Origin of the sequence: Alkalibacterium sp. MB6 (assembly GCF_009935905.1) — a bacterium.
GTDB lineage: Bacteria > Bacillota > Bacilli > Lactobacillales > Carnobacteriaceae_A > Alkalibacterium.
Window position 1 is genome coordinate 19,510 of the sequence record NZ_PREX01000007.1, and the last position, 17,878, is coordinate 37,387.

18 protein-coding genes are annotated in these 17,878 nt (G+C 39.5%); 8 read left to right on the plus strand and 10 right to left on the minus strand.

Going from position 1 to position 17,878, the window contains the following annotated elements; all coding sequences use genetic code 11:
- The first annotated feature begins 320 nt into the window (after nucleotides 1–320).
- The 6 genes from C3945_RS04050 to C3945_RS04075 all read left to right on the plus strand — a co-directional run bounded on the left by C3945_RS04050 (nucleotide 321) and on the right by C3945_RS04075 (nucleotide 6,892).
- On the plus strand, nucleotides 321–1,721 hold the full coding sequence (locus C3945_RS04050; RefSeq protein WP_161878411.1) for an MATE family efflux transporter: 1,401 nt from the start codon (nucleotides 321–323) through the stop codon (nucleotides 1,719–1,721).
- Nucleotides 1,722–2,043: 322 nt separating this feature from the next.
- Nucleotides 2,044–3,420 carry an MATE family efflux transporter gene (locus tag C3945_RS04055; protein WP_161878412.1) on the plus strand — a complete coding sequence of 459 codons (1,377 nt, stop codon included), beginning with the start codon at nucleotides 2,044–2,046 and terminating at the stop codon, nucleotides 3,418–3,420.
- 240 nt (nucleotides 3,421–3,660) lie between these two features.
- Complete coding sequence (locus tag C3945_RS04060; RefSeq protein WP_237585467.1) at nucleotides 3,661–4,002, plus strand: GntR family transcriptional regulator; 342 nt, start codon at nucleotides 3,661–3,663, stop codon at nucleotides 4,000–4,002.
- Nucleotides 4,002–4,691 (plus strand): ABC transporter ATP-binding protein, encoded by a 690-nt coding sequence (locus tag C3945_RS04065; protein WP_161878414.1) that lies wholly within the window; start codon nucleotides 4,002–4,004, stop codon nucleotides 4,689–4,691. The genes C3945_RS04060 and C3945_RS04065 overlap by 1 nt, the downstream gene beginning before the upstream one ends.
- The gene (locus tag C3945_RS04070; protein ID WP_161878415.1) at nucleotides 4,688–5,536 is read left to right on the plus strand and encodes a hypothetical protein; all 849 of its coding nucleotides are present in this window, start codon (nucleotides 4,688–4,690) and stop codon (nucleotides 5,534–5,536) included. The genes C3945_RS04065 and C3945_RS04070 overlap by 4 nt, the downstream gene beginning before the upstream one ends.
- A gap of 15 nt (nucleotides 5,537–5,551) precedes the next feature.
- Nucleotides 5,552–6,892 (plus strand): hypothetical protein, encoded by a 1,341-nt coding sequence (locus C3945_RS04075; protein ID WP_161878416.1) that lies wholly within the window; start codon nucleotides 5,552–5,554, stop codon nucleotides 6,890–6,892.
- 95 nt (nucleotides 6,893–6,987) lie between these two features.
- On the opposite strand, the gene C3945_RS04080 is transcribed toward C3945_RS04075, so the two are convergent.
- From C3945_RS04080 to C3945_RS04095, 4 genes are all read right to left on the minus strand, one after another.
- Entirely contained in the window at nucleotides 6,988–7,437 is a 450-nt protein-coding gene (locus C3945_RS04080; protein ID WP_161878417.1) for a GNAT family N-acetyltransferase, read from the minus strand.
- 25 nt (nucleotides 7,438–7,462) lie between these two features.
- Entirely contained in the window at nucleotides 7,463–8,473 is a 1,011-nt protein-coding gene (gene trpS / locus C3945_RS04085) for a tryptophan--tRNA ligase (protein ID WP_161878418.1), read from the minus strand.
- A 69-nt stretch (nucleotides 8,474–8,542) separates the two neighbouring features.
- Nucleotides 8,543–10,240 (minus strand): hypothetical protein, encoded by a 1,698-nt coding sequence (locus C3945_RS04090; RefSeq protein WP_161878419.1) that lies wholly within the window; start codon nucleotides 10,238–10,240, stop codon nucleotides 8,543–8,545.
- Nucleotides 10,230–11,018, minus strand: coding sequence for an ABC transporter ATP-binding protein (locus tag C3945_RS04095; protein ID WP_161878420.1), 789 nt, complete (start codon nucleotides 11,016–11,018; stop codon nucleotides 10,230–10,232). Before C3945_RS04095 ends, C3945_RS04090 begins: the two co-directional genes overlap by 11 nt.
- Before the next feature lie 134 nt (nucleotides 11,019–11,152).
- On the opposite strand from C3945_RS04095, the gene C3945_RS04100 reads away from it, so the two are divergent.
- Nucleotides 11,153–12,040 (plus strand): CPBP family intramembrane glutamic endopeptidase, encoded by an 888-nt coding sequence (locus tag C3945_RS04100; RefSeq protein WP_161878421.1) that lies wholly within the window; start codon nucleotides 11,153–11,155, stop codon nucleotides 12,038–12,040.
- A gap of 140 nt (nucleotides 12,041–12,180) precedes the next feature.
- Here the strand turns inward: C3945_RS04100 and C3945_RS04105 are convergent, their stop codons facing one another.
- Together C3945_RS04105 and C3945_RS04110 are read right to left on the minus strand one after the other, a co-directional pair.
- The gene (locus tag C3945_RS04105; RefSeq protein WP_161878422.1) at nucleotides 12,181–12,822 is read right to left on the minus strand and encodes an HD domain-containing protein; all 642 of its coding nucleotides are present in this window, start codon (nucleotides 12,820–12,822) and stop codon (nucleotides 12,181–12,183) included.
- 126 nt (nucleotides 12,823–12,948) lie between these two features.
- On the minus strand, nucleotides 12,949–13,638 hold the full coding sequence (locus tag C3945_RS04110; protein ID WP_161878423.1) for a PepSY domain-containing protein: 690 nt from the start codon (nucleotides 13,636–13,638) through the stop codon (nucleotides 12,949–12,951).
- Nucleotides 13,639–13,838: 200 nt separating this feature from the next.
- Between C3945_RS04110 and C3945_RS04115 the strand changes: the two genes are divergently transcribed.
- Nucleotides 13,839–14,807, plus strand: a complete 969-nt coding sequence (locus C3945_RS04115) for an alpha/beta hydrolase (RefSeq protein ID WP_237585468.1) — start codon at nucleotides 13,839–13,841, stop codon at nucleotides 14,805–14,807.
- Between the two features lie 84 nt (nucleotides 14,808–14,891).
- On the opposite strand, the gene C3945_RS04120 is transcribed toward C3945_RS04115, so the two are convergent.
- The 4 genes from C3945_RS04120 to C3945_RS04130 form a co-directional block, all read right to left on the minus strand.
- A complete protein-coding gene (locus C3945_RS04120) occupies nucleotides 14,892–15,287 on the minus strand; it encodes a carbohydrate ABC transporter permease (RefSeq protein WP_161878425.1) in 396 nt (131 codons plus the stop codon).
- A 20-nt stretch (nucleotides 15,288–15,307) separates the two neighbouring features.
- Nucleotides 15,308–15,469: a hypothetical protein gene (locus C3945_RS11935; RefSeq protein ID WP_237585469.1), complete on the minus strand. Its 162-nt coding sequence runs from the start codon at nucleotides 15,467–15,469 to the stop codon at nucleotides 15,308–15,310.
- Nucleotides 15,445–16,461 carry an ABC transporter substrate-binding protein gene (locus C3945_RS04125; RefSeq protein WP_237585470.1) on the minus strand — a complete coding sequence of 339 codons (1,017 nt, stop codon included), beginning with the start codon at nucleotides 16,459–16,461 and terminating at the stop codon, nucleotides 15,445–15,447. The genes C3945_RS11935 and C3945_RS04125 overlap by 25 nt, the downstream gene beginning before the upstream one ends.
- A gap of 256 nt (nucleotides 16,462–16,717) precedes the next feature.
- Entirely contained in the window at nucleotides 16,718–17,701 is a 984-nt protein-coding gene (locus C3945_RS04130) for an ion channel (RefSeq protein WP_161878426.1), read from the minus strand.
- Between the last annotated feature and the right edge of the window lie 177 nt (nucleotides 17,702–17,878).

A 17,878-nucleotide genomic window follows, 5' to 3' on the forward strand; every position in this document is an offset into this window, starting at 1 on the left:
CTTTATTACGTTACTAGAAAGAGCATAAAAGTCAAGCTTTATCTCCTTTATGTTACGCCTCATTCGCCCGTTTATTCTCTTGCATCTTTTAAATACAACTCCCGTCAGATGAATAGGTAGACCGATGCGCTGATCATTATGAACCGCCTGAATTTTTTTTATATAAAATGAGTTTCTTCTATTGTATTTAAATTATTTATGTTTATAATAACTTGGTATCGATTGCTTTCTAATAAAATGTAAGCTCACTATTTAAATGAAACGTCTAAAAAGACACTCTGAACGATTGTCATACTGTACGGGTGTAGGAGGAAGATGACATGAAAAAAGATATGACCCAAGGAAGCCCAATTAAATTAATTCTCGGCTTTACCATTCCCTTATTAATAGGAAACTTGTTTCAACAATTATACCAGATGGCTGACGCTTTTATTGTCAGTCAGACCATCGGCTTGCGTGCGTTCTCAGCCATTGGTTCCACAAACAGTCTTCAATTTTTAATTTTAGGACTCGCTATTGGGATTACGGCTGGTCTGTCCGTTATTACCGCCCAACGGTTTGGTGGGAAAGACGAGGAAGCCTTACGCAAGAGTTTAGCTACCGGCTTAATCATTACGGTTATCGTTGCTTCGTTATTGACTTTTATTACGACAACCTTTACCCATGAAATTTTAACTATCATGCAAACACCTGATGAAACGTATCAATATGCGTATGATTATATTAGCGTCATTTTCAGAGGGATTGGTGCTGTTATATTATTTAACTACTTGGCCAATGTCCTAAGAGCCTTGGGTGACAGTAAAACGCCTCTTTACTTTTTGATCGTGACCTCTATTTTAAATATCACTTTAGATTATGTTTTTATCTTAGGGTTTGATATGGGTATTCAAGGCGCTGCTTACGCAACGATTGCGTCTCAAGTTACGTCTAGTATATTATGTTTGTGGTTTATATGGAAGAAAGTGCCTATGATTCGCATTTATAAAGACGATTGGAAACTGAACGCTGCTGAATTTAAAGAGCATTTGCGTATTGGCTTGCCGTACGGCTTTCAGTATTCCATTATCGCCATCGGATCGGTTGCCATTACTATTACGTTGAACCGATTAGGCGCAACTGCTGTCGCTGCTTACACTGCCTCACAAAAAATTGATTCGATTGCTATGCTTCCTTTACAGTCATTTGGTGTGACGATGTCTACCTATGCTGCTCAAAACTACGGCGCTCGTAAATTAAATCGTGTCTGGTATGGTGTGAATCAAGCCTTGAAAATGAGTGTCGCTTACAGCCTTGTAATTGGAGTCATTTTAATTTTCTTTGGAAGAACCTTTGCAACTTTCTTTGTTGGAGCCGATGCGTCTCCAGAAGTCTTCCAAATGATTCAACATTACTTCTTAACTAATTCGTCCTTGTATGCCATCTTGGCTGTTCTCTTTGTGGTTAGACATACCTTACAAGGTCTTGGAAACAGTTTGGCGCCAACGGTTGCTGGTATTGGTGAATTACTCGCTCGAGTCGGTGCGGCTTTATTCTTGGCTTCACGAATAGGTTTTTTAGGTGCAGTTATCGCTAACCCACTCGCCTGGTTTGCTGCTTTTGTTCCTCTAGTGATCGCTTACCGTTCGACTAAACGTAGCTTGTCCGGAAGAATGCAAGTCACTATCGACGAAGAAGATAATCCATCTACCTTGGAACCTTCTACTATTAAACTAAAATAATTTTTTTGAAGCTCCTGCCTTATTCAGTTAAGGTCAGGGGCTTTTTTTGTCTCATCAGTATGAGACAGGTGTGTTCACTTTTTATTAACAACTATGGCTGTCAAAGGACTTTTTAAAGCAAACCGAGCACTGCAATCGCATTCGTTCTTCCTCCTTCTCGATGTTCAAATATTTGTCATAAAGAATCACAATAAGTCCTTGCATTATATTCTGTGAGGCCTATACTATTCAAAGGCTCAAAAGTTGAAAACCACTGAAAACATATAAAACCAAGACATTTATGAAAATTAAACAGATGAAAGAAATATGGAGGAATATATTTATGAATCAAGATATGACAAAAGGTAGTCCACTAAAACTTATTACACTCTTTACCCTTCCTTTAGTACTAGGAAACTTATTACAGCAATTATATTTGATGGCAGATACGTATATTATCAGTCAGACAATCGGCGTCGATGCTTTTGCAGCAGTCGGCTCAACAAACAGTATCAACGTGTTGATTTTAGGATTAGCCATCGGGTTAACATCCGGCCTAGCCGTAATCACTGCTCAGCGTTTCGGTAAAAAAGATGAACAAGCCATTCGAGAAAACCTAGCAGCCAGTGTGATCATTGCTGGTACTGTCAGTCTTATCTTAACTGTCCTTGCTGTTGCCTTTGCTGGCCACATCTTAAGATTTATGAACACACCTGTTGAATTATATGACTATGCTTACCAATATTTAGTTGTTTCCTTTATGGGTATGAGCGGTGTGGTTTTATTTAACTTAGTATCGAACTTATTAAGAGCAATCGGTAATACCCGTGCTCCCCTTGTTTTCTTAGCTATCGCCTCCGTTTTGAACGTTATTTTGGACTTGGTGTTTATCTTAGTCTTTGATTGGGGTGTAGGCGGAGCAGCTTTTGCAACCATTATTGCACAAGTCATTTCAGGTCTGATTGGTGTGTACTATATTAAGAAAAATGTACCGCTATTTCGTATTCACAAAGAAGATTGGTCAGCTGGCTTCAAACAAATTAAAGAACACTCAGCTATTGCGTTTCCAATGGGCTTCCAGACCTCTCTTATTGCGATTGGTATGATTGCTGTAACCATGGCCTTGAATACTCTTGGACCAGATGCTGTTGCAGCAACGACAGCCGCTCAAAAAATCGATGCATTAGCAACTAAACCATTGATGGCTTTGGGTGTGACTATGGCCACTTATTCAGCACAAAACTTTGGCGCTGGTAAGATGGACCGTGTATGGGAAGGCGTTCAAAAAGTAATGAAAGTCTCTCTTGTTTACAGTATTGTAGTCGGTGCTATTCTTGTCCTCTTTGGACGTCAGTTAACGATGTTGTTCGTTGGTGCAGATAATCCTGAGATTCTAGAAATGGCTCGTTTGTATTTCTTAACTAACTCGACATTTTATATCTTCTTATCTACACTGATTGTCCACCGTTATACGCTTCAAGGACTAGGAAAAAGCACGGCTCCTACAATGGCTGGACTGTTTGAATTAGTCGCTCGTGTTGGCGCAGTTCTTCTGTTATCCCGTTCACTTGGCTTTGTTGGTGTTGGTTTGTCTAACCCACTGGCTTGGGTAGCCGCCCTTATTCCACTCTTAGGTTCTTATTACAGCTTTAAACGTCAATTAGTCACTGGTCAAAAACAAAGAAAAGTCTTTTCTAGAGTTGCTGGTGTATTTAAATAATTCGTTAACTTGATCGTTTTCATGTCTACTTTTACAGTAGCATGAAGACGATTTTTTTATTTTCAAAAAGTGTTGACACTATAGTGTACTAGCTATATAATACAGCTATCAAGTGTATGAAGTAGTTAGTACACATTTTTTTATAGAAGGTGTACTAAGTGTCTGATACAGTTTTGCACTAAAATTTAGAAAGGAATGAATCCTTTGGCCCTTATTTTTAATAAAAGAGACCCTATATACATGCAGGTCATGCATCACTTCAGACGTTTAATTGTTTCAGGAGAATTGAAACCCGGTGAAGAAATGCCTTCGAGAAGACAGTTGGCCAACCAGATGAAAATTAACCCAAATACCGTTCAACGAGCCTATAGTGAAATGGAGGAACAGAGATTGATTTACACAGAAGCAAATACACCCAGTAAAGTAACTGAAGATCCAGATATAGTAAAGCAACTAAAAAAAGAATGGCTTGATCAGGCGCTAACGCACTTTGTTTCCGCCATTGATCCTGTAGATATTTCTTTGGATGAATTAATGACCATGATTGAAGAAAAACTAGCCAATAGAAAGAAGGGTAACTGATGATAGAGGTCAACAATATTTATAAATCCTTCGGGAAGAAGAAAGTGCTGAACGGCGTGTCTTTCACAGCTGTAAAAGGTGAAATCACTTGTTTGGTCGGTGTCAACGGTGTAGGTAAAACCACTATATTGAATGCAATCATGAACTTAACTCCTTTAAAAAAAGGAAGTATATTAATTGACGGTAAGCCTTTATCCGTTGATTCTTATAATCACATTGCTTTTATCCCTGACGCCGCTATTATGCTGCCGAATATGACTGTCCAAGAAGCGATGGATTTCATGAAAGATTACTACAAAACTTGGAATGGCAATCGAGCTAAAGAGATTGTTAAGTTTTTCCGATTAAACCCTTCTGATAGAATTTCTAATTTATCAAAAGGGAATCAAGCTAAAGTCAACTTGCTGATGGGCTTAGCTTTAGATGTCGAATACATTCTGATGGATGAACCTTTTTCTGGGATCGACATTTTCACTCGTGAACAAATTACAGAAGTATTCAGCAGCCGCTTGGTTGAAGACCGCGGTGTATTGATTACCACGCATGAAATTCAAGACATCGAGCATTTGATTGATCGCGTCATTTTACTGGATAACGGTGTGGTTTATAAAGACTTTAATGCAGAAGACATGCGTGAAACGGAAGGAAAATCTGTCGTTGACGTCATGAGGGAGGTATATAACGGATGAGTCATTCAGTTAAATCGTTTATTAAGCTTACATCATTCGAATTAGAACGTATATCTAAAGTATTTTTTGGTTTAATTGGTTTTACTCTTATAAGTAACTTGATTGGCTATATTTTTCCTATATTGAGATTTAATCAAGACATTGAAGAGTACATGATTTCTCAAAACATCTCAGTAGAAATGGCTCACGATGCTTTAGGTCCTTTCTCCTTTGACCGTGTACTCAATTCTGGTTGGATAGCTTTCCCAATCGTTATAGGGGTAACAAGTATAGGTCTATACGCTCTCTTTACTTGGTACAGAGAATGGTTTGGAAAAAACACATTCGCTTATCGTTTGTTTATGCTCCCTGTGCCTAGAACGCAAGTCTTTTTCTCTAAACTAGTGACCATTTATATCGGTATTTACAGTTTAATTGCTGTGCAAATGCTCTCTGTCTTCGGTGGATATCAACTCACAAACTGGTTAATCGCCGATGCTGTCATGGATCCCAATCCATTAATTAGTTTAATTCATTCTAACTTTTTATTTGCTTATCTCTTTCCAGTTGACACCGGCCTCTATTTCACCATTAACTTAATCGGGTTGACCGGAATACTAGTTGTTTTCACTATTATTTTACTTGAGCGTTCTTATGCCTTAAAAGGATTTGGCTTAGGCTTGATGTATGCCGGCTTTGTTATTGTCCTTGGCATTTTGCCTCATTTTATAGGTGAGTTTGCAGGCAACCGTTACCTTCTCTTTTATTCAGAGTTGATGATCATCACTTATATCTTGTTAGCTTTAGCCAGTATAGGATCCATTATCTGGAGCCGTCATTTGATAAATCGTAAGATTACAATATAGAAAGGATGTCTGTTAATGAATAAACAGTATAAACTCATCGGCTTTGTTGCATTTATCTTGATTGTTTTTATTGGATTTAAAGTATATGACGTGTCCGCTTCTCCCGAGCAAATGAACTTGACTGTCTCTACAGAACTAGGCGAAGCCGATCAAATGGAAGATATCCAATTTATTGCGCACACGTTCAATTATACCAACTATCAACAAAGTCCGAATTTTGAATTCAGAGACGGCTCGTTTCAAAATCTCAATAATCAATCTATGTTTGAAGCTATGGATTACCACTTCTCACCTTCAGTCAATAGCTTAATTGATAGGTATCGCTCCTTTGTAAGAGGGAAAAGTCAGTCCCCTAACCATTTTACAGAAACCGATAACCACGTTATTTACACCGCTTTTATGTCAGATGTGGACTGGAATGTGAGAGGCTCTGATAAACTGCTTATCTCTTCATTAAACAAGTCGACTGAAGAAGAAAAAGACTTTGAAGTCAATTTACAGATTCCCGATGGCTCATCTTCCTATTACTATAGCGTGGTTGATACCTATGTTAACTACTCTGAATTGACTATCATTGTTAACACGTATAACTCCACTAATGAAGAAGAACTGACCTTAATTTATGAATTTGATATCGAGAACCCAACAGATACATTGACCCCTGTCGCTCATTTAGAAAGTGAATTAGGTCAAGGTGGAAAAGTTCAAGTGTCAACCAACGTTAATCCTGCTAATCGTTATATTCCGCTCCGTCATCTTTATGACATTGAAGAAACCATGTACGGTGAAATGATTTATTCAAGCGTTGATTTTTATGTGTATGATCGCCAGACACAGGAACTCACTGCCATTCCTTCTTTTGAAGACTCTGCTACTATGGTAGATGGCGACGATTCATCTGATAACTCTCAGTCTGACACGGCTAATGAAAATAATGGTACGTCTGATGACTACTCGCCAGACGAAATGATTGTGTTAACAGAAAACGAAAGTGTTTATGTTGCTCAAAATAAAGGAGAGTCTGTAGAATGGTATACGTTTAATGTTGAGTCTGCTGATTTACAACAGGTCGGTACTCTTGATATGGCAAATGAGTCAATTGGCCGGGAGTTTGTCGATTATTACCAAACAACGTTTAACAACACGATGCATGTAAGTGACGGAAAGCTTTATGCTTCAGGCGTTGACTTTAATCAAGAAATCGGTGCTCCTGTTTTCCAAGTGAGTGATCTCGCTAGTTTAGAGATTCTTTTTTACGGAGCCATTCAAACAGATGACCCTGAACTCAACGAAGTGTTAGAAATCAGTGTTTACGAGTATGAAATTATACCTGATGGCTTGGAATCCAATGACTAACAAACTGGTTTAATTCGTTTCTTCTTATATAAATGATGTGCTTAAATCCAAAAAAACAGCTTGTTCTCCTAGTATCTCAAGAGAACAAGCTGTTTTTAATCGAGTATTTTGACATAGACGGTTTCTCCATCAACGACGCCTTCTTTTTTGAAATCTAGCGATTCATATAGGCTGATAGCTACATCATTATCTGGTTCAACACCGATGCGGATGTCCTTTACTTCAGTGGATTGTTTAAATTCTTCTAAGAATAACAGCAATGCTTGTCTGCCTATGCCTTTTCCTTGCCAGACTTTATCAATCATTAACCGTTCGACCCACCAAGAGTCAACGGGATACGCTTCGTCGGCTGGGTAGTAGCTGCATAGGATAAACCCAACGACTTCACTATCATTATAGATAGCAAAAGGGTTTTTGTCTTCTTCGTAAATGGCTTCCAGTAAGGACTGCCAGTTAGGAGAAACGAAATTTTCTTGATGGGGATGAAGCTTTAAATTCACGACGTTCAAATAATTGGATGCATCGACTGGTTTAAATGTAATCATCTTCGTTCCTTCTTTCGACAATTAATTAGAAATAATTGATTCCCATTGCATCTTTCACTTCTTTAAGAGTTTGAGCAGCAACGGCTTCTGCTTTTTCACTGCCTTCTTTCAGCATCTCTAAAATAGCCCCGCGGTCCTGTTCTAGCTCTTCTCTTCGTTCACGAATCGGCAGTAACGTGGCTTGCAAAACCTCGTTTAAGTAACGCTTAATTTTCACGTCACCTAAACCTCCGCGTTGATAGTGCTCTTTTAATTCTTGAACTTTCTCTTTATCCTCGTCGAACACGTCTAAATAGGTAAAGACAACGTTGCCTTCAACTTGACCTGGATCGTCCACGCGAATATGGTTAGGGTCAGTGTACATGCTCATGACTTTTTTCTGAATCATATCGGCACTGTCTGACAAATAAATACCGTTATTCAAAGATTTACTCATCTTCCCTTTGCCATCGATACCAACCAATCGGCCTTGACCTTTAGGAGGCAGAATGATATCCGGCTCTACCAATACATCTGAACGATACGTTCGGTTGAAATCGCGAACGACTTCACGGGTCTGTTCAAGCATCGGTTTTTGATCTTCTCCTACCGGTACATGCGTCGCCTTAAAAGCTGTAATGTCGGCCGCTTGGCTCACTGGGTAAACGAGAAAACCTGCGGGAATACTTTCATTGAAGCCTTTTTCTTGAATTTCAGATTTCACTGTTGGGTTTCGATTTAATCTCGCTACCGATACCAAGTTTAAATAATACATCGTTAGTTCTGGCAATTGAGGAATTTGAGATTGAACAAAAATCGTTGACTTCAACGGATTTATGCCAACTGCCAAATAATCCAATGCCACTTCGACTAGACTTTGCTGAACTTTTTCAGGATTATCTGCATTATCCGTCAAGGCTTGCTGGTCTGCTATCATAATGTAGACTTTTGTGTTGTCTTCTTCTTGCAACTGGACACGACTCTTTAAAGATCCGACATAGTGTCCCAGATGCAACTTCCCTGTTGGGCGGTCACCCGTCAATATTACACGTTCCATTTTATTATCTCCTTATTTATCACTTGATTCATCTACTTAATTGTAACTTACTTCTTACTCAAACAAAAGTTAAACTGATACCGCTTTGGTGTTCTTTTTGTTTGAAAAACGGTTGGTCATCCACCAGACATTTATCCCAACTAACAGTACAGCTATGATCCATTCAGATGTCGGGAATACATTTTGCAAAAGAACCATTACAACAGAGACGATAAAAACTGGGAAAAAGAAGAAAAGACTTGCCATACAGCCTTGGTTTGCTTCTGATGCCGCAAACTTCCTTGTAAAAGGCAGGGTTTTATTAGCTCGTTTACTTTCAATATATAAAATAGTCGACATCAATAGGAGCCCATTAATTAGTTGCAAGGCGTAACTCATTCCAACCATATATAGAACCAATACACTGATGATACCGTAAATTGGGATAATGTATTTGACTAATAAGACCTTGGTTACGGCTTTTACAAAAGGTCCTCTTGACTGATTCGGTGCCATTTCAAAGACCCAGCGACCTTTATAGTCATTCGAGAATTGTACGGAAACGGCCATCATTGGGATAGACAAAATCAAAAAGTAAGGAAGTATTAAATAAATATAAGGCGTCTGCATCCCTTCCATTGAATCAGCCGTTAGATTTTGAAAAAACAAGACAGCTGGGAAAACAATGGCTCCCGCAAGTGACGGATACAACCGTGTTTTAAATTCTCTTTCTTGTTTTGTCAATTGCCAAGAAAAGTGGAAATAGGCTTTCTCAAGGGAACCGAAACAAAGGAGCTTGGCGCTCAGTCGCTCAATTGCAGAGCGTGTATTCGGTTTAGGATCTGAGCTGTTTATTTTCTGCAAATGTGTTTCGATTCGGTCACTGTTATTCATATAGAGATAAGCAATGACAAGCGTCCCAGCAATCAGCAAGCCGGTATAAATAGCATATACAAGGGTAAAGCCTTCTTGAAGCATGCCAAATGGAGCGACAAACCACATAGGAAACAATAGAATATGGCCTAACTGAAGATTCATTTCGACCAAAAGGGTTTCCGGATTAACAATTTGGAAAATTTGGCCCATCATATAGTAGCCGACGACCATAATAACAGAAACAGCAATTTGACTATAGGCAATGATGTTTCTTAAGCGTTCTCCATCAAAACGTTTTAAGACAGTTCCATACATAATCATCGTTAAACTAAGGCACCAAAAAGCAGCTAATAAGGTAAGCAGAGCAACTAGAATGCCTGCCGCTATCCCATTAAAGTAAAAGGTCGATAAGGTAACGGGTGCACCAATCGCAACGGAGAAAGACAAGAGATAGATAGCAATGTGCGTCGCTTTGGCCGCACCCAATGTTTTCTTAGAGACAGGTTTCGTTCCGATGACGGTCGAATCTGCCGTATCCAAGAGAATACCAGAGAAATTGGCCAGCATAGTAGAAAAAATCATGATAAAGATAAAGCTGAAGTAGGTGGTGTATTGAAAAACCCAATTATCATAAGCAAACAAAATAAGTAAAAAACTGCTGAGCAGCGTATACACCCATAAGCTTGAAAAGAATTGGTTTTTTTCCTCACCCTCTATTCTCTTTTTAGTCGACTGGGCCCCTTGAATCAGATTTTCTCTCCGGCTGTCTATGACCATCTTTGTTTGCAAAATGGTACGCATTTGAGAGTAATCAACACCTTGGCGGGTATACAAGCCAGCCAGTTTGTCGACGACAGTTAAATAAAAGGGGGTCTTCTCTTTCTTGCCTGATCCGAATATATTATTCATCATAAGGCATATCTCCCTCCATGCTACGAACCAACTGCTCAGCTAAAGCAGCGTGCTGATCGAAGCCTGTTAAGGTGTTAAACAATTGTTCTAGTGTCCCTTCTGCTTCTTCTTTTAATTCGTCAAACGGACCGTCAGCGACAACTAATCCATCGTGTAAAATAATAATGCGGTCACTTAACTTTTCAACCGTATCCATTACATGCGAGGAATAGAAAATCGTTTTTCCAGCTTTTTTCAAATGAAGCAAGACTTCTTTGATAATCTGCACACTATTAGCATCCAAACCACTTAAAGGCTCATCCCAAAATAAGATATCCGGGTTATGTAGTAAGCTGGAAATAATAAGAACTTTTTGTCTCATTCCTTTTGAGAAGGACGATAATCTACCATTAAATGCATCCTTAATTCCCAATGCATCCATCATCTCAATACTTTTTCGAATAATGTCTTCTTCTTTTAAACCGTATAATTCCCCAACAAATAACAAATACTCCTTAGCCGTCAAGGTTTCGTAAAGCTCTGCATTTTCAGGTACATAACCGATTCGTGACTTGTAAGAGATATCTCCATTAGTTAACGGTTCATTGAATAGACGAATCTCCCCTTCGTCTTTATCAAGCATCCCTAAAAGAATTTTAACCGTCGTACTCTTACCAGCACCATTGGGTCCAATATAGCCAATGATTTCACCAGGCATGACCGAAAACGTCACACCTTTTAACACTTCTTTTTCATCAAACCGTTTTTTCAGATCAATGAGTTCCAATATAGGTTCCATCTGTTTGCCACTTCTTTCTTCATTCTTTAAGAGTAGTGTATCATAAAAAGCCCATTTAAATAGATGAAAGTTCTAGTCTTTTACATGTAACTATGCTAGTCTTTAAAGAAATACATAAGGAAAGAAGTGATGATATGTACGATGAAACTTTTAAAGATGCCTCTATTTGGGCTGTATTTTGGCGATCCATTCTGGCTGTCATTGGTATTCTTTTTTTAACTGCCATGCTCTCAGTTATTTTTCAATTTAACCATCTTACCTTTCTTGGCATTATCAGTGATGGGCTGCTTTACTTTGCTTTTTATAAAATTACGCTATCGCAAATGAGAAAACAATCTTTAAGCATCGAGGCGTTGTCCCAGCCTAGACCTAAAGGGTTCCGCACACTTTTACAACTGAGTGGCGTGACTGTTCTCGTTGCAATAGCTGCCACATTGTTCATTTATTTTGCCTTGACCGTCTTAACATTTATACCGGCATTATTTGATACTATTGTTAATTACCTCATCTCTATTTCAATAGGAGAACCACTCTCCCCTATTTACATTCTTTTGACAGCAGTGGTCTTCGCGCCTATTGTGGAAGAAATAGTCTTTAGAGGGTATATCTTAAATAAGTGGGTAGATAAATATGGCATCTCAAAAGGGATTTGGTTCAGCTCTTTAGCCTTTATGATTTTACATATCCAATCGTTTTTTGTACCGCAACTGCTTTTAGGCTTGTTTTGTGGAATTATTTACACCAAATATAAAAATCTGTTCTACCCTATTTTTATTCATGCTCTTTATAACTTTATTGTGATTGCGCCCAGTCTCTTTGTTCAGACAGATCCAATGGATGAGTATGCATTCATTACAGAGATCACCTCACTTAAACATGTGTTGCCAACAGAGTATGTTGTGTATTCAGTTATCTTTGTGGTGTTAATTGGTGTTCTGACTGTTATTTTCAAAAAAGTAACTCAGTCCATTCCTCATACCCGTAGTCCTTACGCTGAAAACTTAAATGATCTACAAGCTTAAAGAAGGGGGCTGGGAAAAAAGTCACCTTTTAGTAATAATTTATAAATCTGAGTAATTAAAAACACCTTCAAATCAAGGATCATTTTTCCTAGATTTGAAGGTGTCTTCTAATTCAGCTAGTTATTTCCCAGCCCCCTTTTTTATTCACTCCACTCGGTGAAGAAGTGGGTAAGGAAATCTTCCATAAAACGGTGTCGGTCTTCCGCCATCTCTTTAGCCGCATCAGTATTCATTAAGTCTTTTAGTTTTAATAATTTCTCGTAAAAATGGTGAATCGCGCTTGATTTACCCTCACGGTATTCTTTTTCCGATAGGTCTTCACGCACAGATAAAGTGGGATCAAACAATAATTGTCCCTTACTTCCACTATAAGCAAAACAACGGGCAATCCCAATAGCTCCAATCGCATCCAGCCGGTCAGCATCTTGAACAATCTGTCCTTCCAGAGTTAAGTGGTGTGACTGGCTGCCTCCTTTAAAAGAAATGGATTGAATAATCTCCATGATGCGCTCACTCTCTTTTTGAGCTACGCCTGCTCCTTCAAGCCAGTACTCCACCTCACTGGTTGCGTGATCCGTATCTTGGACTAATTTATCGTCAATCAAATCATGAAGCAGGGCCGCCATCTCGACAATAAATCGGTTGGCTTTCTCTCGTTCGGCTAATTTCAGTGCCGTCTTCCAGACTCGTTCAATATGATACCAATCATGTCCACTGCCATCTGACTTCATCTTTTCTTTCACCATTTCAGCTGTATCGCTGACTATGTGCTCTCTGTTCATCTAAACGTTCCTCCGCTCTTTTTCAAACTGTACCACAATTTAAAGGTATTCGAAACCTACCTGTATATAAAATAAAGAGCCGCTCCAACTAACCTGGGCGGCTCCTTTAACCTGTTAAACTTTAAATTAATTGACTACTTCACCTGATTGAGCATCAATTTTTTGGTCGTCTCCACCTTCGACATCAACATCATAGATGGTCACGCCGTCTTCAAGTTCCAATTCCCATTCTTCTACATAGCCTGATCCAGAAGCGGAAAGAGCTGCATCCATAGCTTCTTGAGGTGTGATAATATTATCCAATTGCAAGGCATCTTCGTCTGTATCTGTATCCTCATCTTGTTCTTGCTGAACGATTTCGCCCGTTTCTGCATCGATATCTAATTCGTAATCGTACTGATCATCCCAACCTTCAAATTCATATATGAAGCGGTCGTCATCACGATCTAAATGGATACTTTCGATAGAAATGTCTTCACTTCCAAAGGTCTCGTGAAACGTATTGATGGCATCATCCAAGCTCACTTGAAAATCCATGCTTTCTAACCCTTGACCACCGTCTGTTGTCGTATCGTCGGTCGTGGTGTCATCAGTTGTGTCCGTTCCCTCATCCATGGTGCTACCATCTGTATCTGTGTCTGTATCAGTATTAGTATCAGTGTCCGTTGTTGCGTCATCAGTCGTTGTATCATCAGCTGGGGTAGTTTCTTCTACAGGGCTCGTGTTCATTGTGTCGTCAGTATCACAAGCTGCCAAGAAAAGGCCGGCGGATAGTGACAATACACCCAACTTGATTCCTTTCGATTTATACATCATTATCCTCTCCTACTCTAATTTGATTCATTTTACTACTAAAACATCATATCAAGTATCACTGTTTTTTTCATTTAAAACGCCTTAATAAAAAAAATGACTAGGTTGCTTCTCCGTTAATTAGTGATACTCTTTTCCAATTATTTTCACTTTTTTGGTATACAATAGAATCAAAGACTCTTTAAAGAAAGGATTGAATGCATTTGAAACGATTAAATAAAGCTAAACAGTGGAGCTTGGTTGGGGCGTTAAGTCTGTCTGCGAGCGCTTTGGCATATGCGGGGACTTACTTTTATTCCAAAGCAGTTGCCATTAACAAAAAAGACTTCACGGAAGATGAATACAATATGCAAGACGTCTACCCCGATGATCCTTGGACGGCTGAAAAAGAGTGGTATCAAGCCGTGAAGCATGACGTGATGACGATTGAATCGGATGATGGATTGACTCTTTCCAGTTTATTTATTCCAGCGGCCAAAGAAACCAATCGCGTCGCTATTATTGCACATGGCTACAGCGGGAGTAACAAAAACATGGCACCTTGGTCAAAACTGTTTCATGACTTAGGCTTCAACTTACTTATACCCGACGCTAGAGGACACGGTGAAAGCGATGGGGACTATATTGGTTTCGGTTGGCACGAGCGTGTGGATTACTTGCGGTGGATTGATAACATGATTGAGCGCTTTGGATCAGAATCTGAATTAATTTTATACGGCTTAAGTATGGGTGGCGCAACCGTCATGAATGTCAGCGGTGAGACTCTCCCTTCAAATGTTAAAGCGATTATTGAAGACTGCGGCTACAGTTCAGTGACGAAAGAGTTGGCCCACCAGATGAAGAGAATGTATAAGTTGCCACAGTTCCCCTTCATCCCTTTAGCAAGCTTTGTTACTAAAATGAAAGCTGGTTACTGGTTTGGGGAAGCGAATCCTGAAAAGCAGGTCAAAAACAGTCAAACCCCTCTATTCTTTATTCACGGGGAAGAAGACCATTTTGTGCCAACTCATATGGTTTATGATGTCTATCATGCGGCTAATTGCCCCAAAGATTTATATGTTGTTCCAGGTGCAGCCCACGCTTACGGTTATGTTACCGATAAAGAAGAATACCGATTCCGTATCAAACGTTTTTTAGATAAATATTTGGATGAAGAGACGCAATCGATATAAGATAATTAAGCTGTTTACTGTCTACTGTCTTCAAACCTAAAAAAAAGCTGACAAGAACCTCCTACGGTTTTGTCAGCTTTTTTTCTAAGATTTAATTGATCCCGTCATGCCAGCTACAAAGTGACGTTGCATAAATAAGAATAAAAGCAGCGTCGGAATCGTTCCGATAACAATAGCCACCATCTGGATGCCGTAATCTGCCACATAAGATGAGGTGGTCAAACTGGAAATGAGTAAAGTGATGGTGTATTGGTTTTCCGTTTGCAGGGCAATCAATGGAAGAATAAAGCTATTCCAAGAATTCATAAAGGAATAAATCGCAGCTGCCGCAAAGGTTGACTTCATCATTGGGAAAACGATTTTAAAGAAAATCGTATAGTTTCCAGCCCCTTCCATTCTAGCTGAATCTAGCACAGCATCAGGAAAGGATTTAAAGTTTTGCCGGAATGAAAAAAGACGGTAGCCGCCATTAAAGGACACTGCCGTCTTTTATCGTCCATTTATTGTTCTCCTACTTGTCTCAAGTAGTAATCTTCAGCTTCAGCAATCATCTCATCCAGTGTCATGTTACCGTCCAAATACCCTTGCATCACAGCTCGGAAAGCTTCAACCGCTGTGGTAGTATGAACACCATAATTCACACTCGGAATATTATTTCCCACTCAGCAAAATCACTATAGATGGGTTCATTGTTAAAGAATGGATCCTCATACTCATAAGCATCCCCTTCTTGAGCAGGGATATACGTTCCAACTGCCCCATTTTCAACAAGGATCTCTTGATAAAACTCTTCATTACCGGCAAATTGAGTGTTCAATAACTCAATTGCTGCTTCTTTATTTGGTGAGTCTTCTAATACATACCAACTTGCTCCGCCAAGGTTCGAATACGGCGTCGCGTTCTCTACTGTTTCGAGCTGAGGTAAATTAGCATACGCCCACAAGCCTTCTTGATCTTCAGCTGAACGAATCGTTGCTGAATACCAAATCGCTGAGTTAACCGCCGCTACTTCTCCACCCGTCACAACACCGACTGCTTCAGCTGAGAAATAATCCACAGGCATCGCTAAGTCATGTTCTTCGATTTCTTTTAATATTTCTGCCATTTCACGAATAGCTGGGTTGTCAAAGTTCGGATCCCCATTTTCATCAAAGTACCACAAGCCCGCTGATTGCATCGCTAATTGCATATAATGGGTCCCAAGTCCAGGAATGAATACTAAAAACCATTGGCCGGTTGCCTCTTTGACATCTTTTCCAATCTCCACAAATTCTGACCACGTGATATCCTGCATGTCTTCCTCTGAATAGCCTGCTTCTTCTAGATAATCTATTCGGTAATAAAGTCCGGCTGATCCTGAGTCAAAAGGCACCGCACAAACGCCATCGTTATAAGACACAATATCCACTTTGTAATCAGCAAACTGACTCATGTCAATATCCCCAGATAATTCCGCAAACATGCCATCATAACTCATCAGCATATTTTGTGCGTCATAATCGTCCATTAACACAATATCAGGTAAACCTTCCGAAACACCTGATGTAAAGCCAGATATCAAACGCTGCATCACATCGTCATTAGACATTTCAGTGACTTCAACGGTAGCGGATTCATTCACATCTGACGTGTAATAGTCTCCCGCTCGTTCCATAATAGGAATATTGAAGTTTGCATCCCAAGCCCAGACATTTACAGTGGCTTAATCCCCACTACCTGCTCCTTCAGACTCTCCTTCTGGCTGAGTCCCATCAGTGCCACATGCTGCCAGCGTGGCCGTAAGCCCCAAACTCATCAGCCATAATAATTTTCTTTTATTCATGCCAACGTCTCCCCCTTATTTCCCCTGACATTTTGTGCTTTCATCATATCATGGGACCGATAATTTAAAGGAGTAGAAGCACTCCATACTAGTTAGGCCACTCTTGCTCTTCACTGATTACCACACCTAACAATTGTCTCCTTCTTTTGCTAATGCTTTTCAGCTTTTCTTTAAACTCATCTTCTGACACAATGGGTACATCTAACTCTTTTAAATGGGTTATATTTGGTATAGGAGGAAGTTCTTCTGATTCATAACCATATTCATCTGTGACCGTATCTAAATAGGTTCCTATACTGGATTGGGCTGCTGCCATAATGGTCGTATTTATTAACCGTTTATCTTTTAATCCGAAATCTATCAGTGTTAATGCCTCATCCAGTACAGCTATCGTTACGGCAGATGATTTTTCTGGCATATCCGTATAATAATAATTCAGTAGAGGAAAAGCATGGTTTTGTTGATTCAATTGAGTGATAGTCGATGACATATCATTTAGCATGATATCCAACTGATGGAAATCTTCACCGTTCCAAACGCATTGGAGGAAATCTGAACTGGTTTTACCTATACCTGAAATGGTTCGGCTTAACGCTCTTTTTTGAACAATAGCGCTAATGATAGAGATAACGTATGAGGCACTTAAGGTTAAATGGAGCATCCCGACGCCTGATACAAAAGCCGTCATCACTTGCCAAAAGCCTGCTTGTGGCGAATAATCGCCTAATCCTAAGGTGAAAATAGTATAGCCTGAAAAATAGAGGAATTCATACCACACAGCGGGGCCTTCAGATGATTGGTGGCTAATTGAGTACGGGTTTCCACTGAAAAATAGAGCGACACCTATCCATAATAAAAACACCCAGCTCATTAAAGTGAGCATCAAGGTAATCGGTCCTACTATGCCAAATATTTTCTTGTGTACTCTACTTAGCTTCCTAGTCGTTACCCACGACAACTTTGCTACCGTTGAAGATACAGGGCCTGCGCCTCCATCAATCCATAAAGTCGTCCATAAGATATCGATTAAGACAAGCAAAGTGAGTAGTGCGCCTAAAGAATAATTAATCATGTGCCTGATCTCCTTTTTACACCTCGTCAAGATTACATACACATTTATCATAAATCACAGCAGTCTTTTAAAGCAACTAAAGAGAATTTAACGTGTTGTTTGAATAAATATAAAGAACTGGAGAAGTAACGATTATTAGAATCTCTCTACCTTCACAATGACGGTCGTATGATTCAA